This window comes from Pseudomonas izuensis (assembly GCF_009861505.1).
In the GTDB taxonomy this organism is placed as follows: domain Bacteria; phylum Pseudomonadota; class Gammaproteobacteria; order Pseudomonadales; family Pseudomonadaceae; genus Aquipseudomonas; species Aquipseudomonas izuensis.
The window spans coordinates 184,409-211,289 of the sequence record NZ_WTFT01000025.1 but is presented as its reverse complement, the minus strand read 5'-3'; the positions used below and the strand labels follow the sequence as shown (position 1 = coordinate 211,289).

General features: G+C 60.4%; 31 protein-coding genes and 1 pseudogene. 4 read left to right on the top strand and 28 right to left on the bottom strand.

Annotation, left to right across the window (positions count from 1 at the left end; genetic code table 11):
- Positions 1 to 96: 96 nt before the first annotated feature.
- A pseudogene (locus GPL81_RS20955) lies at positions 97 to 462 on the top strand (transposase); the annotation flags it as partial.
- A gap of 37 nt (positions 463 to 499) precedes the next feature.
- On the opposite strand, the gene mobH reads toward GPL81_RS20955, so the two are convergent.
- Positions 500 to 2,218 carry a MobH family relaxase gene (mobH, locus tag GPL81_RS20950; protein ID WP_160108285.1) on the bottom strand — a complete coding sequence of 573 codons (1,719 nt, stop codon included), beginning with the start codon at positions 2,216 to 2,218 and terminating at the stop codon, positions 500 to 502.
- 223 nt (positions 2,219 to 2,441) lie between these two features.
- Between mobH and GPL81_RS31530 the strand changes: the two genes are divergently transcribed.
- Both GPL81_RS31530 and GPL81_RS20945 read left to right on the top strand, forming a co-directional pair.
- Complete coding sequence (locus tag GPL81_RS31530; RefSeq protein WP_246218960.1) at positions 2,442 to 2,636, top strand: DUF7740 domain-containing protein; 195 nt, start codon at positions 2,442 to 2,444, stop codon at positions 2,634 to 2,636.
- 118 nt (positions 2,637 to 2,754) lie between these two features.
- A complete protein-coding gene (locus GPL81_RS20945) occupies positions 2,755 to 3,120 on the top strand; it encodes a histone-like nucleoid-structuring protein, MvaT/MvaU family (RefSeq protein WP_160108284.1) in 366 nt (121 codons plus the stop codon).
- 86 nt (positions 3,121 to 3,206) lie between these two features.
- On the opposite strand, the gene GPL81_RS20940 is transcribed toward GPL81_RS20945, so the two are convergent.
- The 3 genes from GPL81_RS20940 to GPL81_RS20930 form a co-directional block, all read right to left on the bottom strand.
- Positions 3,207 to 4,145 carry an ArdC family protein gene (locus GPL81_RS20940; protein ID WP_160108283.1) on the bottom strand — a complete coding sequence of 313 codons (939 nt, stop codon included), beginning with the start codon at positions 4,143 to 4,145 and terminating at the stop codon, positions 3,207 to 3,209.
- 86 nt (positions 4,146 to 4,231) lie between these two features.
- Positions 4,232 to 4,555 carry a hypothetical protein gene (locus GPL81_RS20935; RefSeq protein ID WP_246218959.1) on the bottom strand — a complete coding sequence of 108 codons (324 nt, stop codon included), beginning with the start codon at positions 4,553 to 4,555 and terminating at the stop codon, positions 4,232 to 4,234.
- Positions 4,556 to 4,844: 289 nt separating this feature from the next.
- Positions 4,845 to 5,210 carry a DUF3085 domain-containing protein gene (locus GPL81_RS20930; RefSeq protein ID WP_160108282.1) on the bottom strand — a complete coding sequence of 122 codons (366 nt, stop codon included), beginning with the start codon at positions 5,208 to 5,210 and terminating at the stop codon, positions 4,845 to 4,847.
- A 462-nt stretch (positions 5,211 to 5,672) separates the two neighbouring features.
- Here GPL81_RS20930 and GPL81_RS20925 point away from each other — a divergent pair, with 462 nt between their 5' ends.
- Entirely contained in the window at positions 5,673 to 6,029 is a 357-nt protein-coding gene (locus GPL81_RS20925) for a hypothetical protein (protein ID WP_160108281.1), read from the top strand.
- Positions 6,030 to 6,033: 4 nt separating this feature from the next.
- On the opposite strand, the gene GPL81_RS20920 is transcribed toward GPL81_RS20925, so the two are convergent.
- From GPL81_RS20920 to GPL81_RS20805, 24 genes are all read right to left on the bottom strand, one after another.
- Positions 6,034 to 7,566 carry a conjugal transfer protein TraG N-terminal domain-containing protein gene (locus GPL81_RS20920; protein ID WP_160108280.1) on the bottom strand — a complete coding sequence of 511 codons (1,533 nt, stop codon included), beginning with the start codon at positions 7,564 to 7,566 and terminating at the stop codon, positions 6,034 to 6,036.
- Between the two features lie 9 nt (positions 7,567 to 7,575).
- The gene (locus tag GPL81_RS20915; protein WP_160108279.1) at positions 7,576 to 7,881 is read right to left on the bottom strand and encodes a hypothetical protein; all 306 of its coding nucleotides are present in this window, start codon (positions 7,879 to 7,881) and stop codon (positions 7,576 to 7,578) included.
- Positions 7,878 to 9,233 carry an integrating conjugative element protein gene (locus GPL81_RS20910; RefSeq protein ID WP_160108278.1) on the bottom strand — a complete coding sequence of 452 codons (1,356 nt, stop codon included), beginning with the start codon at positions 9,231 to 9,233 and terminating at the stop codon, positions 7,878 to 7,880. Before GPL81_RS20910 ends, GPL81_RS20915 begins: the two co-directional genes overlap by 4 nt.
- A complete protein-coding gene (locus GPL81_RS20905) occupies positions 9,233 to 10,210 on the bottom strand; it encodes a TIGR03756 family integrating conjugative element protein (protein ID WP_160108277.1) in 978 nt (325 codons plus the stop codon). The genes GPL81_RS20910 and GPL81_RS20905 overlap by 1 nt, the downstream gene beginning before the upstream one ends.
- A 225-nt stretch (positions 10,211 to 10,435) precedes the next feature.
- Positions 10,436 to 13,177, bottom strand: coding sequence for a conjugative transfer ATPase (locus tag GPL81_RS20900; protein ID WP_160108276.1), 2,742 nt, complete (start codon positions 13,175 to 13,177; stop codon positions 10,436 to 10,438).
- Positions 13,177 to 13,596 (bottom strand): TIGR03751 family conjugal transfer lipoprotein, encoded by a 420-nt coding sequence (locus GPL81_RS20895; protein ID WP_160108275.1) that lies wholly within the window; start codon positions 13,594 to 13,596, stop codon positions 13,177 to 13,179. The genes GPL81_RS20900 and GPL81_RS20895 overlap by 1 nt, the downstream gene beginning before the upstream one ends.
- Positions 13,559 to 15,067 (bottom strand): TIGR03752 family integrating conjugative element protein, encoded by a 1,509-nt coding sequence (locus GPL81_RS20890; RefSeq protein ID WP_160108274.1) that lies wholly within the window; start codon positions 15,065 to 15,067, stop codon positions 13,559 to 13,561. The genes GPL81_RS20895 and GPL81_RS20890 overlap by 38 nt, the downstream gene beginning before the upstream one ends.
- Complete coding sequence (locus GPL81_RS20885; RefSeq protein WP_343038529.1) at positions 15,064 to 15,867, bottom strand: TIGR03749 family integrating conjugative element protein; 804 nt, start codon at positions 15,865 to 15,867, stop codon at positions 15,064 to 15,066. The genes GPL81_RS20890 and GPL81_RS20885 overlap by 4 nt, the downstream gene beginning before the upstream one ends.
- Complete coding sequence (locus GPL81_RS20880; RefSeq protein ID WP_160108273.1) at positions 15,864 to 16,502, bottom strand: PFL_4703 family integrating conjugative element protein; 639 nt, start codon at positions 16,500 to 16,502, stop codon at positions 15,864 to 15,866. The genes GPL81_RS20885 and GPL81_RS20880 overlap by 4 nt, the downstream gene beginning before the upstream one ends.
- On the bottom strand, positions 16,499 to 16,900 hold the full coding sequence (locus GPL81_RS20875) for a TIGR03750 family conjugal transfer protein (RefSeq protein WP_160108272.1): 402 nt from the start codon (positions 16,898 to 16,900) through the stop codon (positions 16,499 to 16,501). Before GPL81_RS20875 ends, GPL81_RS20880 begins: the two co-directional genes overlap by 4 nt.
- A 7-nt stretch (positions 16,901 to 16,907) precedes the next feature.
- Positions 16,908 to 17,285, bottom strand: a complete 378-nt coding sequence (locus GPL81_RS20870; RefSeq protein ID WP_160108271.1) for a TIGR03745 family integrating conjugative element membrane protein — start codon at positions 17,283 to 17,285, stop codon at positions 16,908 to 16,910.
- Between the two features lie 16 nt (positions 17,286 to 17,301).
- Entirely contained in the window at positions 17,302 to 17,541 is a 240-nt protein-coding gene (locus GPL81_RS20865) for a TIGR03758 family integrating conjugative element protein (protein ID WP_160108270.1), read from the bottom strand.
- Complete coding sequence (locus GPL81_RS20860) at positions 17,538 to 17,864, bottom strand: integrative conjugative element protein, RAQPRD family (protein ID WP_246218958.1); 327 nt, start codon at positions 17,862 to 17,864, stop codon at positions 17,538 to 17,540. Before GPL81_RS20860 ends, GPL81_RS20865 begins: the two co-directional genes overlap by 4 nt.
- 255 nt (positions 17,865 to 18,119) lie before the next feature.
- Positions 18,120 to 18,848: a TIGR03747 family integrating conjugative element membrane protein gene (locus tag GPL81_RS20855; RefSeq protein ID WP_160108269.1), complete on the bottom strand. Its 729-nt coding sequence runs from the start codon at positions 18,846 to 18,848 to the stop codon at positions 18,120 to 18,122.
- Between the two features lie 35 nt (positions 18,849 to 18,883).
- Complete coding sequence (traD, locus tag GPL81_RS20850; protein ID WP_160108268.1) at positions 18,884 to 21,010, bottom strand: type IV conjugative transfer system coupling protein TraD; 2,127 nt, start codon at positions 21,008 to 21,010, stop codon at positions 18,884 to 18,886.
- Positions 21,011 to 21,019: 9 nt separating this feature from the next.
- Positions 21,020 to 21,481, bottom strand: a complete 462-nt coding sequence (locus tag GPL81_RS20845; protein WP_246218957.1) for an integrating conjugative element protein — start codon at positions 21,479 to 21,481, stop codon at positions 21,020 to 21,022.
- On the bottom strand, positions 21,478 to 22,032 hold the full coding sequence (locus GPL81_RS20840; protein WP_160108267.1) for a lysozyme family protein: 555 nt from the start codon (positions 22,030 to 22,032) through the stop codon (positions 21,478 to 21,480). Before GPL81_RS20840 ends, GPL81_RS20845 begins: the two co-directional genes overlap by 4 nt.
- A complete protein-coding gene (locus GPL81_RS20835) occupies positions 22,014 to 22,733 on the bottom strand; it encodes a TIGR03759 family integrating conjugative element protein (protein WP_160108266.1) in 720 nt (239 codons plus the stop codon). The genes GPL81_RS20840 and GPL81_RS20835 overlap by 19 nt, the downstream gene beginning before the upstream one ends.
- A gap of 10 nt (positions 22,734 to 22,743) precedes the next feature.
- The gene (locus tag GPL81_RS20830; RefSeq protein WP_160108265.1) at positions 22,744 to 23,412 is read right to left on the bottom strand and encodes a hypothetical protein; all 669 of its coding nucleotides are present in this window, start codon (positions 23,410 to 23,412) and stop codon (positions 22,744 to 22,746) included.
- Positions 23,409 to 23,918: a PFGI-1 class ICE element type IV pilus protein PilL2 gene (gene pilL2, locus GPL81_RS20825; RefSeq protein WP_160108264.1), complete on the bottom strand. Its 510-nt coding sequence runs from the start codon at positions 23,916 to 23,918 to the stop codon at positions 23,409 to 23,411. Before pilL2 ends, GPL81_RS20830 begins: the two co-directional genes overlap by 4 nt.
- Before the next feature lie 131 nt (positions 23,919 to 24,049).
- Positions 24,050 to 24,763: a DUF5983 family protein gene (locus tag GPL81_RS20820; protein WP_160108263.1), complete on the bottom strand. Its 714-nt coding sequence runs from the start codon at positions 24,761 to 24,763 to the stop codon at positions 24,050 to 24,052.
- A 67-nt stretch (positions 24,764 to 24,830) separates the two neighbouring features.
- Positions 24,831 to 25,325: a JAB domain-containing protein gene (locus GPL81_RS20815; protein ID WP_160108262.1), complete on the bottom strand. Its 495-nt coding sequence runs from the start codon at positions 25,323 to 25,325 to the stop codon at positions 24,831 to 24,833.
- A gap of 66 nt (positions 25,326 to 25,391) precedes the next feature.
- Positions 25,392 to 25,649 carry a hypothetical protein gene (locus tag GPL81_RS20810; protein ID WP_160108261.1) on the bottom strand — a complete coding sequence of 86 codons (258 nt, stop codon included), beginning with the start codon at positions 25,647 to 25,649 and terminating at the stop codon, positions 25,392 to 25,394.
- 67 nt (positions 25,650 to 25,716) lie between these two features.
- The gene (locus GPL81_RS20805; protein WP_160108260.1) at positions 25,717 to 26,244 is read right to left on the bottom strand and encodes an STY4534 family ICE replication protein; all 528 of its coding nucleotides are present in this window, start codon (positions 26,242 to 26,244) and stop codon (positions 25,717 to 25,719) included.
- Positions 26,245 to 26,881: the final 637 nt, after the last annotated feature.

The window sequence follows — 26,881 nt, the reverse complement described above, 5'->3', positions numbered from 1 at the left end:
CCATCCCATTGCTTCTGGCCGATTCTGTTGAAAAAGTAGCTCCCCTGTCTGGCCTGCGGCAATATCTCTGCATTGGCCAGCAGGGAAGCACGCAGCATGATGGGACAGTTATCGAGTGGGCAGGAACGATTGTTTTACTCGTTCAACCTTGAAGATCACATCCCAGCCAATCACCTTCTGCGCAGCATTGATCAGTGTCTCGATCTGAGCGACCTGCGCCATTATCTTGCCGATTTCTATAGTCCGATTGGACGTCCGTCGATTGATCCTGAACTGATGATTCGCATGCTGATCGTGGGCTATTGCTACGGCATTCGCTCCGAGCGGCGGTTGTGCGAAGAGGCCCATTTGAACCTGGCGTATCGCTGGTTCTGCCGGTTGAGCCTGGAAGATGAAGTCCCTAATCACTCGACCTTTTCCAAGAACCGACACGGCCGCTTTCGGGACAGCGAACTATTTCGCTGGCATTCCACGCGCGCATGGGGCTGCCCTTGCGATGCTAATAAGTAAGATTGAGGAAAGGATTGTCAGTAGGGACAGGGCTCAGAAGAGTTTCAGCATTTTGCAACATGTAGCCATTGAGGGAAGCCCTCCGGCGGGGGCCCTGCACTGTGCAAGTCCATATGTTCTGCCCGTTTGGTCGTTTGAGATGTACGCCTAAGTGCTCAAAGTGACGTTGAGTGCGCCGCCAAGCATCGGTCTTGTCGTCACCTGCAGATAGCTCAGGGTGCTCCGAAGCGTAGAGCTGGAAAATGCCGGGTGTGACCAGGTAGAACGTGCCCTCGACTGTGTGAATCTTTGCCTTACAGTCGTTGACGAGCAGGCGATGGCTTTGGATCCCCTCGCGTAGCCAGTCGACAAAGGCCAGCCCTGGTGCCTCGCGGGGTGAAGCAGTTGAGGATTTCAGTCCTTGAGCGCTCGATTCATCCTCGTGCTCAACCGTCTCTTGCAACATATCCATCAAGTCATCGAGATAGTCGAAGTCAAGGTTCTGAGGTAAGGGCTCTGGCGTTTCCTTGGCCGAAGTTGCTTGTGGCCGATCCAAGGCCGACTCGATAGCTTCACCGCTCGGCACGGTATTGTCAGCAACGAGCTCAACTGTCCCTTCAAAGCATCGGGGCCGGCTTTCATCGGCCCAAATCAGACTCGGTTGCAGACGGAGGAATGTGAAGCGATGTTGCCATCCTTCGGTCGCAACGGTTGCGTTCCAAATAGCTTTGCCTTCTGGCGTTGCATCTATCAACCCGTGCGATTGCAGTTCATCGAACATGGCGATGTTAGAGGAGGGGATACCATCCACCGCCTGGCTCAGCAGATAGGCGCGAAGTTTGTCGGTCGCGGTCTTGCTGACCAACCACAGGTGGCCCTCGGTGAGCCAGCCGGCAGCCCCGGGCTGGTTGAGCTTGAACTCGTTTTTGACCAGATGGCGCAAGCCAGTCAGCAGGTGATGCTGAAGCGAGCGAATGGGTGCCTGCAGGGCCTTGGTGGGATTGGCACCGATGTTCTGCGCGGTGGACACCCGGTCAGCTTGCAGTACCAGCTCCCCCAATGTGCCGGCGTGTTCATAGTGGTCGGCCAATAGGGATAGCAGTTGACCCCACAATGCTGGGTAGCTGCTGAGCCAGTCGAGCAGTCGCGGTGTCAGTATCTGGGTGTACAGCAGCCCAGCAGCCACAGCATGTAGCTTGTAGTCGCGGCCGGCCACGTAGCGGAAGCGGTAGGGCTTGTTCAGGGGGCCGTGCCAAGGATGCCAGAGGTCACCATCTTCGTACTGCACCTGCAGGTCGACAGCAATCTTGCCAATGTCATGGAGCAGTGCTCCATAGGCGATGGCGGCGCTCCAGGCGTCGGTTTGCGCAGCCTGGTCTTCGGGCGCAGCGCCGCTGGGTAGCAGGTACGACTGGCGCAGTTTCAGGCCGCAGGCCATCAGCTCCAAACCGTGGTCCAGCATGCCTCCCGGATAGGCGTGATGATGGCTCTCGCTGGCAGGTAGTTGTTGTACATACCTGGCGTAGCGGTGGATGGGATCGAGATAGAGTTGATCGAACTGAGGTTGGGAAAGGGCTGTGTATTGCCAGATGCGCTCGAGCAGCCGCTTCCGGTGGTCGGCGGCAAGGAGCGATTCTGATGACTCAGGCAAGAAGTAACCTTGGGCGACAAGCTCTGACGTGGGGTTGGCAGCGTTGCCTTTTTGATGTTTGAGCCACCAGCGCATCATCGCATTACCTGCTTTGCATCCGGGAGGTCCTTTTGCCTTTTTGGATAAGCCTCTTACCCTTGCAATTCCTTCCATTGGCGCCATTACCCTTTACTGCTTTTGTCCTTTTCGCGAACGCGAAAATCCGAAGGCGGGCGCGTCAGGTTAGTCGGTCGATCAGGATAGCGGGCCCCTTTTACAAGGGTTAAACTGGCCGGCATCATCTTTCGAAGCAGGGGCGCTGATGACGCTTACCGATGCAGTGTTGATCGTGCTATTGGTCGACCGGATTCATGGGACTGACGCTGCCATTCGTTCAGCTGCTAAGCGCTGCGCGAAAAAGCTGCCACGCAGCCAGCGCGATATCTTGTTCAAAATTGGGAATAGCCCTGCACCTCGGCAACTTGTTGGCCAGCTGTGCCAATACTTGGCAGAGTGAAAAGTCAGGTAGATTAGTTAAAGCTGGACACCAGACGACCGAAGTGAGCATCAAGCCCTCGGTTGATGTGCGGATCTCAGATACTGTTCTCACACTTGTCTCATACCTAGGAGAACCCATGTCTAAGCTTGCCGAATTCAAAGCGCTGGAAGCGCAACTGGCCGCGCAACTTCAACAGCTGGATGCGATGAAAAACGATTCCGGGCTGAAGCAGGAAATCGAGTTCGAACAAAAGCTCAGGGCCTTGCTGGAAGAGTACGGCATGAACCTGCGCCAGGTGATCACCATTCTTGATCCATCCAAGGGGGTGAGCGTAAGTACCGCCGGCGGTACCAGTAACGTCCAGCGCAAGCCTCGTGAGATCAAGCGCTACAAGAACCCGCACAGCGGTGAAGTCGTGGAGACCAAAGGCGGCAACCACAAAATCCTCAAGCAGTGGAAGCAGGAGCACGGCTCCGACACTGTCGAGAGCTGGTTGCAGTAATCGGTCGTCCAGTCGCAACGGCGGCTGATCGGCGTTGCAAGCAAAACAAAGGCCCCTTTTGGGGCCTTTTTGCTGCTTGAGTGAAGTCATGCCGTTAGCCGTTCTATCCTCTTGGTGCCTTGATCCGACTGCAGTGCTAGCAGGTATTCGGAGGCCTCACGTGCTTGGCCGCTGGCGCGGAAGATTGCACGCTTATCCTCCTTGAGTATCTTCAGCCAGGACGCTAGGTACTCCTCGTGACGTAACTCACCTTGGGTGCCGGTCAGCGCACAGAGGAATGCTGCGCCCATTTCCGCTACCAGCTCCTCGAAGGCGTATTCCGCGGAACCAAATGCGTGACCGCCAGTAATACCATCGCGGTTGAGACGCGAAAGATGACCCGACCAGTGTGTCAGCTCATGAAGGGCCATCGCATAGTAGCTGCCGACGTCTTCGAATTGACCCTTGGTAGGCAGTTGGATGAAATCTCGCACCGGCTGATAAAACGCCTGATCTCCGTAGCGATGCTCGATGTGTGCCCCGCTCGCGACCAGCAGTTGCTCGGCTGGGGCATGATCAATGAAGGCCGGCTGGTCGTCACACTCATTGTGTATTTGCTCTTCGGCAGGCAAGTCTTCGGTCTGCTCGATGTTGAACAGGCAATGCGTGCGCAGTAGCGCGAATTGCACCATTTTGATGTTGCCCTGTTCATCACGAACGACCTGACCGTCCTCATCGTGTGCCTCCTTGCTCATTGGTTTATACAGCACCGCGAGGGTTGATTGCTCACCCTTGCGAACATGGCCACCGGCTTTGCGTGCCTGGTTGAACGTGAGCCAGCGATCCTGGCGAAAACCACGCAGGCGCGCCTCGGCCCACAGCAGCGGAATGTTGATGCCGGCGTAGGGGCGTCGGGTGATGGCGTTGATCGGGAAAGGGGAGTCAGCGCTCGAGCTGGTGGTTGTCCAAGGTTTGATCCACGGGATCACTCCTTGACTTATAGCGCTAACAATCTTGTTGGTGACGTCCAGGTAGATATCGGACATGACGTTCTCCGGTTGTGAAGGGGGGAACGCTGCCCGGCCGGGAAGGGTTCCCGGTGGGGTAGAGGGGCAGTGGATGCGCTGTCGGATCAGATGGCGGGGATGTCTACGGCGGTCTCACTTGGCAGACGGATGAGCAGAAAATCCGGACCACTGCTTGGTGTGATACGTGCCAGCTGTAATGGAAATGATTGAGTGACGACTGATGTGTCGACGCTCTGCGGGTGATCAAACGGCAGATCGATTGGGGACTGCAAGACATGAGGGGCGAAAGTCAGGGCGCTGTAGAGCAGCGCTGCCAAGCGCTGTGCCGAATGTCCAACAGGGGCGTTGCCTGCATCAGGATCGATGACGTGTTGCCACGCACCAGGGCTCAGCACCACGGCAGTCGAGAAGAGTTTCATCCTGGACATCGGAGCCTCCGGATGGTTGGTCCCACGACACCTCTGGGGAGGTTCTTGCGCGGGCTTTGCACTCAGCGAGACGTGGAATGTCTGTGTATTAAAACGCGTTCGAACGTGGGGTCAATCGCCAATCCAGACCACATGCAAGCGAGTCTATCCAGCGCGTTCCAGGGAAGAATATTGACCTCAGGTTCCAGATAAACGGCATCTTTAATCGTTTGGAGAGTGGCGCGAAAGATGTGCCAGAAAGGCACGGATAAGGAGCCCCTCCGGAAATTTGACTGACTCAAATTGGCGTTCAGGATTTTGTCGTCGGGCCAACTTCGGCAGCTAGGTATAGATGGGTGGAAGTTGCCTCCACCACCAGCGACCCGGTTGTCCCGCGAAGACTTGCCAGGACCGGATCGTCGTTGTCGAAGTACTCGGCAAAATCATCGCCACCCAATTCATCTTGTGCCCGATTCCACCAAGAATCGAAGTCGTCGACATTTGGGTCGCAGCCGGCGGCGTAGACCACGTGTTGTCGGCCGCTTCCATCCGGTTTGTTTTCGCCGATCTCGGACGTAAGGTAGACACCATGGTCCTTGACCAATATCAATCTACAGCGGTTGATACCGGCCTCGGCCAACACAGCGTGAAGTGCAGAGCCTGAGAAGCGCAGCATGATGAGATCCTCCAGAAGGTGCGGAGGAATGCCACCCGTGCGGGGGAATTCCCAGCACAGGAATGGATTGAGAAGGGTTGCATTGAAGACGCAGGCTCAGTGAGCCTGGATATTAGAAGGCGTTCATCACCGCGGGAGCGATGACCGTGCGAGCTGCCGAACGCGAATCGCATTTGGGGAGAACCATCACGAGAGTGACGTAGCCTTGAAGGTCATGACTACCTGGGGTGCTGGAAACCAGCAATTGCACAGTCGGTTTATCAAGCGGAACGACGTAGCGTCAATGGTGTTTTTAGGAGGAAAGAGCTGCTTCAATCCATGCAGTCCCACTGACGATTATCAGCGCAGTCCAAGCGATCAACGGTCATGGGAACCAGCGGAAGAGGAGTAAGCTAGAGCTTGGATCCAAAGTCTTGGTGCCTACTTGGCCAAGAGTGCAGAAAAGGGAAGGGAGGCAATCAAATGACTACTCCAGCTTCTTCTACTTCCAGCAGTACCCCAATAGGCAAGTCTTTAGTTCGTGCTGCAGTCCGTGCGGGGCGCCTGGTGAATCAACTCGAAGCGAGAATTTTGCATTCCCGCATTCTGGCTGCTGTGCCCTTTAAATATCGGCAAATCGGCTTTCAGAGTCTCAAGGTAGTGCTTGTGCTTGCCGCGGCATCAGTTGCGATTTTCTTGGCGATCGGAATGATTGCTGTATGGACCATTGCGGCTCTGCCCATTAGCGCTGCTAAGCAACCTCGTATTCACGAAGTGAGCCACCCCCGACATCAACTCAAGTATCCGGAGCTGTACGACGATAATGGGGCACTCAGGTAACAGACTATTTTAATCTCCGGGCTCCAGATATGAGCTGAGAGGAGCCCTTTTCTGCTTGGACCTGAGCTGCTTCTGTTCCTCGAGTGAGGAGCGATTGGACGCCACTGCCCACGTTGTACCCCGCCCAGCTCATCGCTCCGAGAAAGAACATCGGCAGTACCAAAAACATCGCGCCCATGACGTACTCGATCACTTGCGCGGTCACCGTCCCATCCATGAAGCCAGATGTCGGCAACGACAAGAGTGTCTGGTCCGTCGCAGACACTTGGTTGTACAGCGTGTCCAGCATGCTTGAGTCGATCCAGCGTGCCAGGTCCCACCAGAACGTCAGCATGTGCAGGGTGAACAGCGCGAACGTCACGGTCATTAGTGCCTTGAGCTGATAGGTGCTGATCAGCAGTACCAGCGGTAGGCTGATGATCGTGCCCATGATCAGAAAGGCCTGGACCATCGGTAGTGCGGCGCGTAATGCATTCATCGCCGGGAAATTGCTGAACGAGCCCAGCGCCAACCCGGTGTTCGTGGCCAGGTTGTTCAGTCCTTGCGTCAGTGATCCGCCACGGGCGCTGCTCCCGTAATCCTGGTACACCTGTCCTGGCGCCATGCTCAACGATTGCTGTCGTGGGCTTACCAGCTCGCGAAGGGTGGCGTCTTCGATCTCGGTGGTGCTCCGCCCCGTTAGCCAACCTCGCAGGCTTGAAATCAGTGATGGATCGACCTCGGCGACCAAGCGATCACGCAACCCGACCGTCGCATCGCTCCACCATTGTCTACAGGTAGGGTATCCAGCGCCGTTGTCGAGTCGGGGCAGGGAGGTATCCCGAGTCTCGTCGTATGGCCAATCGACCCGGGGCGTTCGCGATCGATCCATGTCGTAATAACCCGGCGTGTTGAGCAAGTACGTCGAGCCAATCCAGGATGCGTCGTAGCTCTGCGACTCGTCCAGTTCGGGGCGATTGGTGAACAGCCGCGAGCGTGAGAAGCCGTAACAATCTCGGGTAAAATCGGCGACTTCCTGCAGCAGCACCTGGTCGTTGATACGCGAGCTGTCGATCTCCATGCGCATCGCGCGGATGTCAGGCGCACATGGGATCGAGGCGGTCGCGGCCGCCGTGATGCCTTTGCTCATGGCATGCACGAGAAACCACCACACCGGCACATTCGCTGATTTCTCGCCGATGGTGTTGAAAGTTGTACCCCAGGCCGTTTCAGCGGGTTTGGTCATGGAGATACCACAGCGTTGGCTCGCCGTATCGTCGAAGGTCACGGAGGAGAGGTTCAGTGGAAAAAACGGCATGCAGGCAAACAGGATGACCACGTAACTGATCCACAACCGGTTCTCAACGCGAGGGATCGACAGCAAGCCTTTGTTGCCCTCGTCAGCGCCTTGTTGGCGAGCGGACAGCCATTCCTGGAGGATGATCGCACCAAAGGGCGCGGCAAACAGCCCGGTGTCTGCCAGTGTGTTCCAAATGCCGTTGTTGATGATCCAGGCCAGCAGCGACAGGTAGTACTCGAGATAGCTGTTGGTGCTCATGATTGCACCTCACGCGCGAGACAGTTCGACCAGGATGATTGAGCTGAAGCCAATCAGTCCGAGGCGCTTGAGCCGTTGCTGGTCCGCAGGCGCCGGCCGCAAGCGCAAAGCTGCGGTCCAACCTGCAATGATCAGGGCATACAGTAGGGCGCGCCAGGAGGCGAGGTAGGGTGTAGCCCTGTGCGCCTGCCCAAACCGCTCAACCTGGGCGCCAGTCAGCTGCAGCGCCATCCAGGCAATCAAGAACATCATGGCCAGGGCGCTGAGGATTAGCAGCACATGGGCAAGCGTGGACTTCACAGTAAACAGCTTCATGGTGTGCTCCTCCCCTGGTCGGCGCGGTGCAGTCGGTCCGGCTCCGGATCGCGCTGATCGATGCTGCGGGAGGCGTCGGCACCGCCGGCGTGGCGATCAAGGACTAGGCTGGCGGTGTTGGTGGCCAGCGACTGACGTACCTGCAGTTCCGTTTGCAGCAGACGGATCTCTCGTTCCAACGTTTCGACGTTGCCATTGAGGGCGGTGGTGGCGGGTTGCGCCGACGCGACATTGGGCTCATGACTGCCGGCCAGGAGCGTTCTCTGTAGCAACATCGCCTTGTAGATCACGCTCGACAGCGCGGTCTCGCTGGCCAGGCGCCGGGCCAACAGGTTTTGGTCGGGGTCGTCGCGCAGGCCTTCGATGACGCCTCGGGAGACTTGCAGCAAGGGACTAGAGACTTTGCCGAGGTTCTCCGGCGTCGGTTGCTCGGCGCCCGACAACATTCGTTGCAGACCCTCTAGGTGTTCGGTGTAGGTTTCCTGAATCAGCGGCGAGAGGCCTGTTCCGGCGGTAACGCGCAGCGTCTCGCAGTCGTCGCAGGTCTCTACCTCGGTTTCACCAAGCACGCGGGTGGCCCATTCGGAGGCCTCCTCGGGACTCGACCAGGCCTGGCAGATGGCGCCATTCTGGCAGCCAGAGCCGACGGCCGACGTATCCTCGATCGCGCGGTTGTGCAGTAGGTTGTAGCCCGCCTTGACAACGTCCGAAGTCACCCGAATGGGTTCCTGACCGTTACCACCGGCTTTCTGTCCACCGACCCAGCTGACGCCGTTGTTGCCGTTGTTCGATTCAGTGTCCTTCACCGCCATCACAGCATCACCGTCGGACTGTTCGAGGTTGTGCTGCATCTCCTGGTTCTGTGCCAGTGCGCCCCAACCGGCCTGGTCGACCTTGTCGGCCATTTTGGCCGCCATCGCCTGGCAGGTAAGCTTTGAGCGGTCAAAGTCGATGCGCCCCTGCAGCACGCCGTTGCTCAGCAACTCATACAGACCGGGGTTGGCGCGCTGAATGATCATCGCCGGCAGGGACATCACGGCCTGTGTGGCATTCTCGATCACATTGCCCATGATCTGTTGGAAGCCTTGGGTGGCGCCATTGAGCTGATTCTGCAGGGTGTTGGAGAGGTTCATGTTTCCGCACATCATATTCGCGCGCCATGACATGCCCACGCCAAGGCCATTGGGGCGGTAGAGCGAAGAGGGGGATCCCGTCGCCGATCCGCCGCCGATGGTGTACATCACGCGGTCATCCAGGACTTGGGCCTGGTCACCAATGTGATAGCCGTTCTCGGCGGCATGGCCGACGGCACTCATGAGGGCGCACACCAACCCGAGCGAGAGGGTATTCATCATTGGCCTCCATCAAAGTCGATGCTGAACAGGAGGGTTTGGCCCATTCGCTGGCAGCAGCGATAAGGGCGCCATAGCGACCAGGCATAGGCGCTGTCGGCGCTCTGGATCGTTGGGCTGGGGAAAATGGCGCAGGTGGTCTGGATCACCGGGGCGAGCAATTGCCAGCGGTGGTTGTTGACGTTGTTCTCCATTACTGGCTGCGGCGGCCAATAGCCGGGAGATGGCCTCGGCTGCAGCGGCAGGTAGACATGCGGCTGGCCGACGCGCGTTATGAAGTCGCTGGCACGCTGGGCCATGACGGCGGATGCTTTGAAGTCGTCAGGCTGCACCAGAAATCCGTGCCGCGGATAGACACTACCCCACATGTTTCCCAGTGTCTGACTGCCGATCTCGCGCATGCCCGGAATGAGCGCTTGTGGGTAGAGGGATTCGGGAACGGCGTGACGCCAAGCCAGAGGGTCGAGCGTGCTGAGGTAATACGGCGCAAGGGGCGTCGCCCCACTCGGGCACGCATAACCGAAGCCTTGCGCAAGGGCTGTCAACGCCGAACCGCCGGGATGCCCGATGCCGTCGACATTCTTGAACCGGGGCAGATTATCGCGCCGCGTCGAAGGCGTGATCAGGTTGCCACCGCCTCGTGACGCCGGTGTGGGCATCGACAGTGCGGACACCTCGCCCCAGGGATTGCCGCCTGTGTCGGAATAGCTCGATACCACCAACTCGGGAATGAAGTGGCGGACCTTGGGCGAGGTCTTCACCGTGCAACCAAACGGTGTACAGAGCAGCCAGAAGCAGATCCCGACGACCCGGTATTCCAGGCACTGCAGCGAAGTTACGGAGGCGATGATCGCGGGGGTAGTGAGTGCCGCGCATTGCTCAGCCGCGACGAGCAGTACAGCCGCGGTGAAGGCTCGGCCACGACCAATCTTCCTGGACTTTGGCAAACTGCATTGGGTGTTGGCGGTCACGTTCATGGGCAACGCTCGACATGTGGCAGCGGTGTGCGTCCGTGCGCCAAGTTTCAGCATCCATGATCCGAGTGAAGAGGACGGCGGACAAACCGAGGCCGAACTGATCGGTTTCTTCAGTCGCCGGGTTGGGGGCCGCAAATTCTGCAAAATCACCGATGGAGTACAACTCTACTCATGTCGACTTTTTGTTGATTGAAAGGCGTTTGAAAGTCGCCGGCGCTCGGGTGTTCACGACATGCCGCGTAACCGATTGATCTCCGCGGCGACCGTGAAGGCGGCGTCCAGCTCGGACTGCTGGTGTTCTTCCATCAGTCGCCAGCGCTGGGCTTTTTCCTCTGGTTCGGTCATGGCAAGGGAGAGGTAAAGGCTCGGCGGCACCGCGCGAAACAACGTCTCCAGGTTCTTCGACAGGACCACGCCCTCGGTGTATTTGCCCGAGGCCTTGCTCGCGGAAAGCAGCAGGGCCTTCTGAGCAGGTGTGAGCTTTTTGAACCGGGCAATCTCTTCAATTTCCGCTGGCGGCATGTTCAGGCAGATCCACCACTCGATCATGTTGAGCATGGTTCGCGCCGCATCGGGGAAGTCGGCCAGGTTCTGCGTCGCCATCCAGAACCACGCGCCGAGCTTGCGCCACATCTTGGTGCCCTTGACCACAAAGGGTGCCAGCAGCGGGTTCTTGGTGATGATGTGTCCTTCGTCGGTAACCATGATGATCGGACGACCCAGGTACTGGTCGCGTTCGGCGAGGTTATTTACCGTGTTCATCAAGCTGATGTAGCTGATAGACATCTGCGCCTCGTAGCCCTCACGGGCATAGGTGGCGAGGTCGACGATCGTCACATCGCTTTCTGGCCAAGGCGTGCCTGGCCGGTCGAAGAGAGCGCCCTCGAAACCCTGACAGAACAAGTCGATGGACTCGGCCATTTCTTGTGCCCGCTCGCGGCGCTTGTCGGGCAAATGGGCATCGCTGGCGACCTGGCGTAGCGCGTCACGAACGTGGCGCGTCATGACCTGCTGTTCGGTGGCCGCGCAGTGTCTGGCGGCATCCAAGATGCACTCGCGAATCAGGCTGCGGTCTGCCCGAGTCAGCCGCGCTTCTTCCTTGGCTTCGCCGCCGGTGATCATTAGGCGGGCAGTGATTTCCAGCTCGCCCAGCACGTCGCGTTGCTCATCACTATCCGAAACGGTTTCATCCAGGTCCTCTGTCGACAGACTGGCCACCTGATCTGGCTGTTCGATCAGACGGCGAGCATCGGCGAAAGGCGCCAAGCTCAAGCCACTGCCGGGTTTGAGTTGAACCTTGTTGACGGACAGCCCAAGGGTAGCGAAGTAATCGCCCTGCAGACCAAAGGAGTTGCCTGCTTCGACAATGAACAGCCGCGGTCGATACACGGCCATGACCTGCATCAGTATCGAAACCAAGGTGGCCGACTTGCCGGCGCCGGTCGGTCCAAATAACAGCAGGTGGCCATTCATGGAACGATCGAAACGCGACAGCGGGTCGAACGACAGGGGCGCGCCACCGCGGTTGAAAAAAGTGAGGCCCGGATTGCCGGTGCCGATGCTGCGCCCCCACAGGGGCAGCAGGTTGGCGATATGTTGGGCAAACAGCAGTCGGGTGTACCAATTGCGCCTGTCTCGAGCCGGGTTGTAGACCATCGGCAACCAGCGCAGGTAGCTGTTGCACGCCGCGACTTCGTCGCCCTCGCGCACCGGCTGCAGGCCCGCACCGAGCAGCACGTTGGCGGCCTGGGTCGAGCGCTGGCGCAGTTGCTGTTCATCGGCACCGCGCAGGTACAGCGCCAAGGTGCCGCGATACAGCTTGTGCTGGCGGCCGATCAGCGCGCGGGCCTCTTCTACGTCCTGGCGGGTTTGGGTCGAGGCGAGGTTCTCGCCGATGGCTTTGCGCGCCAATCGGTTGAGCTGTTCCTCGAGCACATCCTGAGGTGTAATGACCAAGGTCAAACACATGACGGCCTGCTCGGGCAACTGATCGAACAAGGCGTTCAAGGCCTCGCCCTTACGCGTTTCGCCGGTCAGTTGACCGATATGGGGTGGTCTACGCAGCTTGTCGACCACCATCACGGCATGCGGCTGCTGATCGAAGAACCACAGGCCCTGGTCGCAATCCGAGCGTGGCTCCTGAAAGAACAGTCGCTCGGCAAAATTGTGGTCGAACGGCAGCGGCAGTCCATCGCCGTCATCCTCCTCGGGGTAGGGCACTTGTCGATAAAACGCGGCGGGGGATTCGCCCGTGAGGGCAGGGGCCGGATTGAACCAGGGTAGCAACCAGGTGTAGAAGTCGCGCCCGGTCAGACGCCGCGGGCTGACCCCGCAGGCCTGCAACGAGGCCACCAGACGATCACACGTTCGGCTCAACAGTTGAGCCGGGCTCTGCGTATCGTCGTCACCTTGATCCCCCAGCCAGCGATAGACCACTAGCCGAATCCGCCGATTGCTGCCGCGCCAGGGCAGGTGAGAGACGACATGGTCGTCGAACAGTCCGCCCGGTTTGGCGATGGCGTCGAGGTGACGTTGCATCGCCGCGAGGAAAGCCTCGGTGAACGGTGTACCTCGTGCCCGAGGCGCGATGTAGCGCTCCAGGCGTTCGAGGTACGGGGAAAAGTCACTGTCGTCCTGGCAAAAGAACTGCACCACCCAGGGCGCCTGGTCGAGCTCGTCGAAGCTGTCCTGCAGTGCGTCTTCCAGGGCGTCGCGCGCCGCCATCAGCCACTCGGGTTCACGGCCCTCAGTGCCGATCGGCTGCAGTTCAAACACGGCGCCCACCGAGCGATTGTCGTCGAGGAGAAAACACTGCTCGTCCTCAAGGTATTCGACCCAGGGCAAGTGGTCGGTGAAGCTGGGATTGCGTGCGTACTGGGCAGCCTCATCGGCAAGTGTGGCGCGCCGACGTTGCGCCGCGCGCCAGGGTTTCCAGCGCGGTGGGTCGCGACTCGTGTCATCGGCCATCACAAATCATCCCGGCGCTCGCCGGGCAGCGCGTACTGGACCTTCTCGTACAGTGGGAACACCGTCGAATAGCCAGGCACCGGCGTCTGCTGGGTGCCAGCCAGGTGCGGGTAGACGTACATCACCAGGTCGGGGTTGGGCAGTCGCGGGAACTGGTGGCGGATCTCGTTGGCGGCCATGCGCGTGTAGGCACTCTGATCGCTGATCAGCCGTTCCGGATCGAGAACCGGCCTGCGCAGTTCGCCGCGGGCCTCCTGCAGTTGTTGCTGCGCTCCGACCGAGCCACTGCCATTCCAGATGTCCAGCATGGTTTGATCGCCATGAGGCAGCATTTCATCTTTGCTGGTGGAGCAACCGGCCAGTTGCAGGCTGAGCAGCAGGCTAATCCAGATCCAGTACCGAAACGGATGGGCTTTCATGATTCACTCTCCGGCCTTTGGCTTCGTAGTCGATGCTGATTTCATGGTCCAGGTGCAAGGCCACCTTGGCCCCCGGTGGGACGTAGATCGCCGCGAAGGCTTCACCGTAGAGCTTGTTAATCCATTCACGGATGTCGCCAATGCCACCGCTGATGACCGAGTTCAACGCGCTGTTGCCGCTGTTCTGGGTCAGGCCCAGGTTGCCGCTGGCCGAGTTGATGAAGGAGGTATTGGTCTGCTCACTGCCCAATGCCGCGGCGAAGCCGGCACCGGCTGCAGTGATCAAGCTCTGACTCCCCAGGTACTGCTGGGCATTGGAGCGACGTTCGCCGGAGATGCACGGGATGCCATAGGGGTCGGAGATGTAGCCCAAGCCGCCGCGGATCTTCTCGGTGTCCGATGACTGGGCGCTGCTGCGATTACGGCTGACGACTTTTTGCGGTTGCGGCACCGTGCGGACGGTGCCGTCGCTGAAGATAAAGGTGATCGACTCGACCTGGCCGCGTACGCAGGACAACGTCCAGTCGCCTGCGGCGGTGCCGCTCATGACCGCACCGACCACGTCTGGTAGGTCGATGCCATTGGCGGTGAGGTTGTCCGCTCCCACCAGCACCTTGAATGGATAGGGGTCGTTCACCGTGCCATCCACCGGCACGCGGCCAATCAGGGCGGTCATGGCGATGGAACCCATTAAGGTCGAGTTTTCGGGGATGGTGTAGACGGGCCTGGCACCTTCGGTGCGGTCCTGGGCGCTTTCTAGATCGCGCTCGCCCTTGGCAACGGCACGCAAGTGGTCCTGGCCACGGTCGATCGCGTTGTTGTCCAGACCATGCAAGTCCTTAAATTTCGAGGTCAGTGTCGACAGCGGACCAACGGCATTCGTGGTGTCCTCTTGGCTGGCGCGCGCATTCGACGGTTCGATCCACTGCACCACCTCAGCTGATGCGTGCGCACCTGAAAATTGCTGCTCGTCACCTGGCTCGAGACCAAAACCCACGGGCACGTCGGACTTCGTTGTAGGCTTGTCGGTGAGCTGGTCCTTGAGCCTGGACAGCAGCCCTTGGGTTTCGCGATGCTGTTGCTCGGCCTTCTGCCGGGCATCATTGGCCTGCTGGCGCTGTTCGGTGACCTGCTGAGTGACACTGCTCAACGTACTCTGGATGCGGGTGTCGATATTGCCTTCGCGCGTGCGTAGCCGGCTGTTCTCGGTCTGCAATCCATCGTTGCCTTTCTTCAACGACAGCATTTCGCTGCGCATCGCCTTGACCTGGCCAATCAGCGTGGCCACGGTGTCGCGCGGAGTGTCGCCGGCGATGCCCAGAGCCTTTGCCTGTTCCGGACTGAGTGTTGCCTTGTCGGGATCGTGAGCTGGCTGGCTACCAGGTGCGACCACCCAGGATTTGCCGATGATTAGCACTATCCCAAGCAGGATGCCGGGTACCAGCCACTTCAGCAGGCTGTTAGCTTTCATGATCGGCCGCCTCCGGCGTCGGCGGGGGGCAGCAGCAACGCGTGCTTCAGGTCGCCACCGCGGGTGACGAGGTAGGCCACGGTAGTATCTTCGGGTGTTCCGGCTTTGCCGAGGTACGCGTGCTGAAACGTAGCGGCGTACAACGTGGCCTGCAGGTGACGCGGGTCGAGCGTGACTTTGCCTGGTCCGCGATTCACGATCTTCACCGCCGTCACCCAGTAGTCGCCCAGGCGCCAGGCCGCCAACCCCTTAATCGAAATCCGTTCGGTAGGCAGCAATGTGCTGAAGGCGATGGAGTTGCCCAGCGGCACCCGACGGACACCGGGCAGTGGCGCCACCGTACGCAGAGGCGCATACAGGTTCTGCGCCGCATAGCGGGTGAGCACCACCGGTACCGGGGTCGCTGCAGGTGCTGAGCCCTGCGCGGATTCCACATCAGGCGCTGGGGGCTGGGCGACAATTTTGACTGGCTCCAGCGACTCACTACCGTCGAGTGCTTCGATGTCGATCAGGATAATATCCCCAGACTTCACCGACTGCAGTTGCAGTCGGGTAGGGGCAAGGGGCTGCGCGGCACGCAGGTAGACCGTCCCACCGACGGACTGCACGCGCAGCTTGCTGGCGATCGCACTGGGTAGCCCGACACGGACGTCTTCGTCCAGCATCAAGATGCGTTCCTGACCTACCGTAAGCGGGATGGCCAACGGCAGGCGGTCCCAGTATTTGACCTCGAGGGCGCCCGCGACTGAGCACCAGCCGGCGGCGGTCACGAGTATCAGGATCAAGGCACGCATCATCATGCACCTCCAGGCAGCGTCAGTTTCTGCGGTGTGCCTTCATAGCAGTCCAGGGCTAGGCCCCACTTGTTGTGTTCGGGGTCGACGTCGAAGCGCACCACCCGTAGCGGGTAGCGCACCACCACGCGTTTTACCGGCTCGGCGGCGTAGTATTCGTCGGCATTGAGGTCGAGCTTGACGAGCCAACTGTGCTTATCCAGCTGCCTCACTCGCAGGTTGGGGTCGTCGCTGTAGCCGCGACCCAGCACCTCGTACACACCGCGCACTCGGCCGTGCAGTTCACCTGCTGCCTTGCGGTATTCGAAGTCGCCGTCGAAAAAGGATTTGCACGCCGGGGTGAGGTAGGGCTGCAAGGCGAAGATGGCGCGGTGATAGTCGAGTTCGCCATCGGTGGGCCAGCGGTTGAGCTGGCCGAAGATGTACAAGGCGAAGGCATAAATGTTCTCGGGCGGTACGTCCCACCATTTGCGTGTACTGCCGGAGCGCAGGTCGGGCGGCACGTGTATGGTCAGTTCAGTGGGTGCAGTCTGCCAGCCGTACCAGAACCCCGTGGACAACAACGCCAGGATCGCCACGGCCAGACGCAGGCTGAGGATATGCGCCTGCTGCGCGTCCACCTTATTGCGGAAGCGGCTCATGTTGCGGTCCTCACATGCCGGCGCGTACGGCGGACGGTCCAGGGGCCGGAATGCAGGATCAGTTGGCTGGTACCGATTCCCCAGTGCACCGCCAACTGCCACTGTAAACGCCGGTACAGCCAGGTTTCGGGGCGGGCACGCTTGGCCCGGCGCAGCAGCTTACCGCCGCCGAGCAACACCAATGCCATGCACAGGAACATGCAGGTAGGGAGGGTAGCAATGGAGACGGTGACCACCGCCAGTGGCGCGCCGAGGATCACTCCGAGCGTGGCGCCGACAATCAGCGCAACCCACATCTCGTCGTTGGTGAGGCCACGCAGGACGGCCGGGTCACGATTGAGGCGCTCCGGCAGGAAGGTCAGCGTGCCGTCAGGCAGGGTGGTCGGGGTCTCGGACATGGTGACCTCACAGAATCGTGGCGGCTTTGGTCAGAAACCACAGAATTACCACCACCAGCAGTGCGCCGACACCGACCACGGCGCCGAGGTCTTTCCAGGTTTTACGCTGGTTCTGCACGTCGGCGTAAACAGTGAGCGAATGCCAGGCCACGCCCAGGAACGCGAGGGTAGCGATCAGCAACCCAAGCAGAATGCCGCCGTCGTAGGCATAGTTCTTGATGGTGTCAATCAGCCCCGCACCTTCGCCACGGGAGGGCGCTTCCATGGTCGGCAGGTCAGCCCAGGCGAGCGTGGAACTCAGCAGCACCAGACCACCGAGCAGGGCTTTGGAACACGTATCTTGCAGCATGGCGAGCGGGCGCTGGCAACGGCGGGAGAAGTTCATGGCAAGGTCTCCTGAATTACGACAACATGAAAAACATCAGCACGATCAAGACGAGAGCGAGGCGCAAAGTGCTGCCGCCAAGCGCGCCGAAATTAATGTTGCCGGCCGCCCAGCCGCGGTAGCCGGTCCACAGGGCCCAAGAGCACCAGAGCAACGCCAGCACCAGAACCGAGGAGCGCCACAGCATCGAACTGAGCTGCGGGGTAAACCCAGAAACGGCAGAAAACGCGCTGAGTTGGGCGTCAGTCATGCTCATCGGAGGGGGCTCGAGTGGGGCGCTTCAGCATGGTAATCAGCGGTCAGCTCGACCAAGTCAGCTGGCTGCGCTCGGGAGGGCGACAGGTACTTGCTGATCCCGCGGCGCATGCGCTCGAGGTCCGCTACGAACCTCGGGTAGTCGAAGTAATACCGAGACGTTTCGACATCGACCTGGCTAATGCGCGCACGATCGGCCAACTGCTCGATGACAGTGATCTGCCGCTGCATAAGGCTTAGGTCCGAACGCTCGCGAGCATCCTGTGCAGCGGCAGATAGCGTCACAAAGCAAGCAAGTAGCAGCGGGTAGCGTGAAGAGATCATGGCGAAATCCAGCCGAGAATCTGGCATTCACCTTGATGTATTAGACAGGTGTTGACATGACCTTAAAGGATTGGCGGACCATCGCTTTACACGGGTCTTGATAGATTGGTTTCAAGGCAAATCGATGCGCGGGAGATTAGTAAACAGGCCAACTAATTGACCGGAAGGCGAATTTTTCTGTGCATAACGGTGCGCTGGACACTGCAGATCTCTACTGCACTGTTTCGTCAGCTTTTAAAGGTGAAAGGTGAGTGATCAGAGATACTTTTTGAAAGTCGCCGCAGTAATGGCGACCATGCAGCCGAGTAGCGTCGCGCATGGGAGCAGCACCCAGTTCGGATTGAGCGACCAGGGTAGAGATAGATAGATCACCCAGGGGCTCACCGTCAGTGGCAGTAATGTCCGCTTCGCTCGGTGATAAACAAAGCTGCTTTCCCGGTCCGCCCCAAACTTGCGAAGGTCGCGTCGCATCAAGCCATCGACGGCACCGGTGATCACGGCGAGCAGGAACAGGGGCATGGCCAGGGTGAGGACGGCCAGGCGAACCACGAAAGTGAAGACCGTGAACAAGGCTGCCAGCAAGTAGTCCTGCAGCACGACGTATACTTGGGCAAACTGCCCCTGCAGTGACGCCTCTCGACTGAGTAGCTTCAGTTGGGCGTCGGATTGTGCCCATCCGGAGCGGACCACGACCCAGTCGTTGAGGTGTTGAAGTACTTTGGCGGTTGCTTGTGCCGGTTCTTGCACGAGCAGGGAACTCTTGAAATGGCTACTGAGCCAGCCCAGCTCACTCAACCACATGGTATGGCTGTGATGCCAGCCCTGTTCCGGCCAGAACCACAGCAGGCCGACGAACTCCAGCACGATGGAGAACAGCAGCGAAGCGAACAGCAGGCCGAGTAGCCGTAAGCACAGTTCGACCGTGCCGAATATGAGCCCCGGACGTTTCTGTGCAGCAGGTGAGCTGGCTGGGGTGGTGGGCATATGGGCTCCACAGTACTCGGTTACTGTCGAGGCGTTTACGATGCGCGTCTACGCCCAGGCGGTGGCATTTCGGGATCGAAGTCGGCTGTCGGTGCGCCTCCCGCATTGGTCCACCAATTACCCGCATTGGCGTTGTATGAGTCGCGCATGCACGCGGCCAGGGCCTGCAGATCCGCCGGCATCGCATCGTCGCTGGCCGGCGTGGGCAGCGGCATGCGCACCTTCCACAGTTGCCCGCCTTCCTGGAATGAAAACATCTGTCCCTTGGGTAGGGCGATGATGTGTGCGGGTTCTATCAACGGCACCGCGGCGGTGGTGACACGATCCTGAGAGGACGAAGTGAAGTCCGTACGGGCCTCGGGATCCGCGGTGTCCGTCGCCCCAGAGACTAAAGTCCGTGTCTGCACATTGACCTTCGGCAGTTGATTGGTCAGCAGTTCCGCGGTGGCGGTTTCCCGTACACGGAGCATCTGCAGGGTGTTGAAGTTGCCGATGACCTGGCCGGCTTTGGCCCGGCTGCCGATGCGCGCCTCAATGTCACTCAAGGTTTGGGTGTAGGCAGTAACCTGGATACCCGCACCGCCGCCCTTGTTGATCAGCGGGATGAATTCATCCCCCATCAGCTCGTTGAACTCGTCGGCATGCAGGTTGATCGGCACCTTGTCCGCCGCGCTGGAGGAACCCGGCAGGCCGTGATCGATGCCGTGCTTGTAGATGTGACCGGCGACGGAGACCAGGTCGGCGAACATCGAATTACCGACAGCGGCGGCAACTTCGGCGTCGGACAGGGCATCCAGCCCGACATAGACGATGCCGCGTTTACGGATGATCTGCAGCCAATCGAAAATCGGCCGCGGATCGTCAAGGTCGGTGTAGTTGGGGGCCAGCAGTTGCGCCGTCTTGCCACTGGTGAGCTTTTCCAACAGGGGCAGTAGCGAGGCGACAATCTTGTCGAAGTAGGTGCGGTCATAACGCACGGCCGAACGCAGACCATCCATCACCGGGTCAAAGATGCGCTTCGCAGCCAGATACTGCTCGATGGCAACCACACGCTTTTCTCGGCCGATCATATGCCGCGGCACATTCTTCTCATTGAGGCGACCCTCGATTTGCACGATCGCTTCCCAGGCCTGCGCGTCGTGGTGGGCAAAGAAATGTTGGGCGTATTCGATGAACAGCGCGTCGATGTTCACCACATGGCGCTGGATCTGCAGGTAGTCTGGACGACGGCCCAGTTCAATCAGCGCCCGGGCAATGATGTTCACAAATCGCCAAGCGAACTCGCGAAATGCTGCGGAGTTGCCTTCGCCGCTTAACTGTCCGGCGATACGGGTAGCCACTTCCGAGATGCGACCGAAGCGGCCGACGGCGTTGTAGCGTGCGGAGATTTCCGGCCACCCGAGGTGAAAGACGTAGAATTCGTGTTCGCGGCCGGCGCGCCGTGCCTCCACGTACATGCGCTTGAGTAGGTCGGCGTCGCCCTTGGGGTCGAAGACAATCACCACCTCTTGGGTTGGCCGGTGGATGTCCTGGGTGATGTAGACCTCCGCCAGGCGTGTCTTGCCGACCCGGGTGGTGCCCAGCACCAGGGTGTGCCCAACACGCTCACCCAACGGCAAGGTGGCTTCCTGCTCACTCGGCTCAACGCCGTGCAGCAGCGGCGAGCCCCCAACCGGTGGCAGCGGGCGCACCGGATTGAGTGGGTTGTCCCAGGCGGTGAGGCGGGACAGCAGCGAGAGCCCTGAAGGCGCCTTTTCCAGCAGACACTCCAGACGCCTGGCCCACTGATAGGCCACCGACTGGTTCACATAGCAGGCCAGCGCCGGGTCCTGAGCTTCGAGCAGGCGCTGGGTGTGCAGGCGAGTCCAGCGGAAGCCACGCCCCATGAACAGACGCTGGCGGCTCACCGGAATCTGTCGGCTGGTCAGCGAGTAGCGCGGCAGGCGACGGATGTTGTGCCGATAGCGCAGGACAATCCGAGCCTCGTTGAGGCGCTTGATGCCGAACGCGGTGTAAGCCAGAGCCATGCCCATACCCACCTCTGGCGATAGTGCTACTGCCCAGGGCGAGTGCAGGCAAAGGGCGCCGGCACCGGCGCAGATGCCCACGGTGTACAGCTCAACCGCTGGGCGCAACAGTGACTCCATCGCATGGTCACCCATGATGATCCCTCATTGTTCCAGGCCGGTGGGTGTGATGAGGACCGGGTAGTGCCCCAGCTCCAGCCGTTCGGCGATGTCATCGCCACTTACCGGCCAGATGCTCAACCCGGGGGCTGTCGCCTGGATGCGGCGCAGGCTCTGAGCGTCGGCGACTTCAACGGCTAGACCGCTGGCGCCCAGGTCCTGCAGGGCTTGAGCATGCTGCGATAACCATTCCAGGGAGACGGAATCCTGCCCCACCATGAATAGCGGTGTGATGCCTGGCAGGTTCAGCACTCTGCGCGGCACGACACCTGGAGTGAGGTGCGTGCTGTGCACCGGCAGCACCCAGTTCAGCGCGCGTGGATCTGGGGCTTTGTCGGGGGTGGGCAACTCCAAGACGGCATCGGGCAGGGGATTGGCGGGGGCATGGAAGGCGGCGAGGGACAGCCACTGACCGATGGCCAACATCGCCAAGCGCGAAAGACTCATGGCTGTGAACCTCCACGAAGTGACGCGATCGCTTGGATGCGCTGCCAGTGCCGACTGAACTGTGTACGGTAGCGCGCCGCGGGCGCACCGCCGGCCGGTCGGTGATAGCGCCCAGCAGCCACGATCCAGTCACCCACCTCGGCATAGTGCGCACGCAGCAGCTCGGCGGTGACGGCCAAGTTCGCGCGTGGATCGAGTGCATTGCAGGCGCTGGGGTAGCGGTCCGGATGGTAACCGAGGTTGGTCTGTCCCAGACCGACATCGATACGCTTGGGGTCATGGCGAGTGAGTTCCAGCCTGAGCGCAGCACAGGCCTCATCGCGACTGGCAAAACGCTGCGGTGTGCCGGCAACATTCAAGGTCCAAGGCCAGGGCATGAGACGACCGCGTAGCGGGGTGCCACTCTCCTGCAGGGCGATGGCGAAAAGCACCGAGGCGGGGATGCCGGCTCGCGCGGCGGCCAACTGGTACGCGGGCGGAGGCAGGGTCTCCGCCTGGACGACGGTCACGCCGGTCAAGGCCAGCATGAGGATCAGTCGACGCGCTGCCATTTCCCGTCCACCTGCTGAAAGCGCGCCGGCAACGGGCGGGTAGCACCCAGGGCGAACCATCGGCCGCGGTCGTGATTGAGGGTGACCTGGCCGCTGCTGACTTGGGCTGGGGTAATGCCTGCGTCACGCGCCCAGTGTCGGAGACTCTCGTCGTCACCCTGGCTGCCCACCAGGTACACGTCCAGGCGGGCGCCGGCACGAAGCCACTGCTGAGTGCTGGTCGTGCAGGCTGGACAGCGTTCTTCCACGAACAGAGCATAACGGGTGTTGCTCGACGTTGCGGGCTCATCGGCCAGCCCCTGCACCGGCAGCATTCCGGGGAACAGGCGTGCCCAGGCGGCGGTGTAGGTCTTCTGGTAAGCCAGCTCGCGTTCTGCGCGTTTGGCTTCGAGGCGAACTTGCAGTTCGGCGTAGCGTTGTCGCTCCTGCTCAGATTCGGCCTCCACACCCAGAGTGGTGAGAGGGTCGAGCTGTGGCGACCAGTAGTGCCGTGGCCCAGTCTGCAGTCGCTCGAACGTGGCCCACTCGTCATCCGATAGTCCCCACACTTTGGCCTGCGTCGCGACCGACGGCTGCCGATCCAGCGGCGCCCGCTCGCTGTATTCTTGGTCTGAACCGAGCCTGTTCGGTGCACTCCATCTTGGTTCTGCCAGCAGGCAGGTGGGGAGCAGGATCAGCGAGAGGACGGAAAGTCGCAGCATAAGAACCTCTTCACGGCAGGGGCAGTGTGCGGTCGCCATGACCAGGGACGTGGAACACCGCCTCGTCCTCACGGATCGCGCGCAGCTGCCATCCGTTCAGGCTGTCGCCGGGCAGCAGCAGGTGCACGGTCGACAGCGAATGGGCGCCGGTGGGCAGGGCCGCAACGAACCGCACCGCGCCTCGGGTCTCGATACCCAGCAGGGTCAATGGCGGCGCCGGGGCTTTGGCCTTGGTTTTCTGGCCTACGGGCGTCGTGGGCCGTGTGTCGGCAGCTGGCACGGAGGTTCGTGCCGACAGGGTTTCAAGCGCAATTTCTGTTTTGCCAATCCTCTGTTCCAGTGCACTGAAGTCGGCGCTACTCGGCCCACTCGGTGCCGCTTGAACGGCCTTAAGCGACGCGGCCATCTCTTCCAACTGCTGGCTGAATGTCGTCTGCGCCGAGGCGTGCTGAGCTTGTGCGTCTCTTAGCGCCGCCACCTGCGGTTGCAGTGTCGTAAGCGTATTGCCGAGCGCGTCGACGTCGCGCCGCAATGCGGGAACTGGGTCGGCAGGGACACTACGGGCTGCGGCCTGGAGTTCGGCCAATTGCTGGTGTTGGTTGTACGTCGCGCCAGCCAGCACGGCGGCGCCCAGGCACAGGCCGCCGATCACTAGGGCCTGAAAGCGGTGGACCTTCATGGTGCAATCTCCGATGTCGAGAGTAGCGGTTTGGGCTGTGGCGAGCGGAGGGTGTAGCAGACGGTCCGGTCGATCAGGTCGATGTTGATCCTCCAGGCCGGCCCACCGATGATGGTCAAGGCGTCCAGCAGCGAAATCGGTCCGAGTTGGTGGTGCACGGCAGGTAGGGGACGGCTGAACAACCGATCCACCGCCGCGCTGTCGGGGCAGAGTGAGTAGCCCGACCGTTGCAGCACGTGACGCAGTGCCTCACCGACATTCGCGTGCAGAGCAGGCGCGATCTGCACGTTGATGAGCTGATACAGCGGTTGGCGCTGCTCCAGGGTCGGTTGTGTATTGACCAGGGTGTATCGGTCCTGGCGGACCCATTTGGGTAGCGTGGGTTTCTGCTTCTGCAGTGAGGCCGGCGATACTGGTGGCGCCGCTGGGGCTGGCGCCGGTGGGGACGTGTTACAGCCGGTCAGCGCGATCATCAGTCCGAGGGCAAGGAGTGTGGGGGTATGCATGTCCGGGTCTCGACAGAAGTTGCCGCTACCTTGGCGAAAGCGCGAGCCGCGCTCCTACCGAAAAAACGAATCTGGCCGTCCGGATTACCGTGAAGCACTCATGAAAAAGGCGCCCTGTTGGGCGCCTTGGGTCAATCTTCAGTGAATAGCGACAGCTCCGGAATTGGCGCTGCGTCGGGGTCAAAGATCAACAAGCGGGTGTCGGCGTGACCTGCCAGCAGCAACAGCTGCAACAACACGGGCGGGACATCGTCATCGCACATGCGTGCTCTGACTTCATCGGCGCTGCAGATGCTGTCTCCTTCGGCCTCCATGCTCCAGGGGGTCGAGTACAGCTTGCACCCGACGGCATGGCTACTGCTGAGTTCGAAGCACTCGAAGAAGCCTGTCGGTGAAGGGTGCCAAGCGCGCTCTTGCAGGTACTCGAATTCCGCCGTTGGCAAGTGGGCAGAACTGATCTCCCAACTACGGCTGTAGTGTCCCGTGGAAAAGGACAACAGCTCGATCAGAGTGCGTGCTGCTTCCTCGTTGGGGAGGTCGCCGAGATGCATCGGATGTCCACGGTGATGGCCGATCATCTGGTAGAGCACGCTACTCACTAGACCGTCGGCTGGGCAGCGCATACGGACAAGTCCGGGCACGCTGTGGCCGTCGGTGATGACCGCGCAGTTGTCGTCGAATACACACGGCTGGAAATTGATGGCCTCGCTGGGCAGCTGAGTTTGTGTTGGGTGCAGAGGGCGGTAGCAGGGTGGAGAATTGTCGGCGTAATTGATCTGGACGACACGTTCGTAGCTCAGATCGCTGAAACCGCGTAGGAAGGGATTGCGAAAGGATAGGTGCATGATGGCTCTCCATTGGCGTAGAGGCCACCCCAAAATTGGCGGTGACCTCCGAGGCAGAGATGGGCTGTCAGATCCAGCCATTTTCGGCGAGTGAAAGCGGGGTGCCTGAGCCGACGATGATGTGGTCCAGGACGCGCACCTCAACCAGGGCCAGGGCCTCCGTCAGGCGTTTGGTGAGTACCCGATCGGCGGGGCTCGGTTCCGGGCAACCGGAAGGGTGGTTATGACTGAAGATCACGGCGGCGGCGTTGTGCTCCAGCGCCTTGATCACGACCTCGCGTGGATAGACGGAGGCGCCGTCGATGCTGCCGGTGAACAGTTCGTCAAAGCTCAGCACGCGATGGCGTGAGTCCAGGCAAAGCAGCGCGAACACCTCGTGTTGGTAAGGGGCGAGCCGCAGTTTCAGGTAGGCTGCAGCGTCGGAAGGGGTCAACAGCAGTTCGCCGCGCTGGAAGTAGCGTTGATCCAGTAACTGCAGGGCTTCGGTGATGAGTGCATCCTCATGGGCGCGCTGGGCTATTGCCGGGGCGAGCTCGTCGACTAGGTTCAGGGCAGTGTTCATGGGCAATTCCTCGTGGGGGATGGAGCGCCCCCTGGGGGAGTGCCCCAAGCTGGTGAAGTGGATGATTCAAAGACGCGTGAAGCGATGACGCGCACCGTGTAGGGGGCTTCGACATCCCTCGCACGCTCGGGTGGAAAAGGACTCGATGCCAGCGCCAGTCTGCGGATCAAAATCGGCGCTCAGTGGCATCAGGGCCTGCAGTTCGGTGCGCATCTGCGCGATGCGTTGCTCGATTTCAGCTTCGCTGTAGTACAACGAAAGCGCGCTGAAATCGTCATAGGCGACCGCTTGCAGGCAGTCCTCGCAGAGCCAGAAGCTTTCCATGACGGCCTCCGACGTGAGTGGATAACAGGCGCTCGTGGGAGCGCCTGTTGGTGGCGGTCAATGTGCCTCAGGCAGACTGACGTGCAGCGGTGGATTGGCGCGCGGGTACAGAGGCGGGTTGGTGCTGTTCGGCGACGGTGTCTGCTTGGTCCGATTCCGCTGCAGCGTCGATAGCGGCGGTGGAGTCGGTGCGAGCAGGGGCCCGGTAGCTGAATTGGCCATCGACCTTGATCCACTCGATGAAGATCAACCGGCCTTTGAGGCTGGCACCAGGTTGGCCTTTGCGCTCGCCTTTTTCGTAAAGAAAGGGGTCAACCCAAAGGTCACCAATGCGAAACGCGATCAGGACCTTACGTTCTGCACGGACGTCTTCCAGGTGTTCACGGATCAGCCGTTCGGCTTCACCGCTGGCGACCTTGCAGTCGAAGCGGGTGTACTCGACTTCGTCCGAGGCACCGTGTAAGGCGGCAATGTCACAGGCCATGAACGGTTGCCCGCGACGTACAGGGACTTCGCGAACGCGGTTCAAGTAACCAATGCCTTGGGTGTGCAGGTTGAAGTAGGTGGTGGGAGCATTATTGCTTGCAGTGGTCATGGTGGATCTCCAGTTCAGTAGAAACGCGGATATCCACCGGCCCTGGCGGCTGGTGAGTTCCGCAAGGGGGAGGTGCAAAGAAAGCGTGATCGGTACAAGGGCGCTCATCACCGATAGGTGACCGTGCGAGCTGCCGAGCGCTGATCGCACTGAGGGAGAACCACCCGAAACGGGCGTAGCCTTGAAGGTTCCGGCTACCTGAACGCTGTCAGCGACAGCGGTGTGCAGTTCATCTATAAAACGGCGCTAACCGCCCGTCAACAGTGGATTGGGGGAGGCTTGGACGGGCGGGAGTGGGTGGCACTCAGTGGATTCGGGGTGACGAAAAAATAGCCCGACGGTCATCAGGCTAAGAAGAGCTAGACCACCCTTGACCCGGTAACGTGACACCGGAGTCCATCGCAAAACCTCCGCTGTCGATCCACCTGAATCAACCGACCCTTGTCGTGGTCTGGGCCGAAATCAACTGGCACGCATCCGCGCACAAAAGGTGCCCAGTGTTTCGCCGGCGGGCACCGGTGCTGAGTATCTTCGCCGAAGCGGATGACCCCTGAGACCTGACACAAGCCGCACGGGTCATCCACCTTAGGGACCTGGAACGCTGGGGAGAAATCCGAAGAAAAAGTGAAGTGCGGCT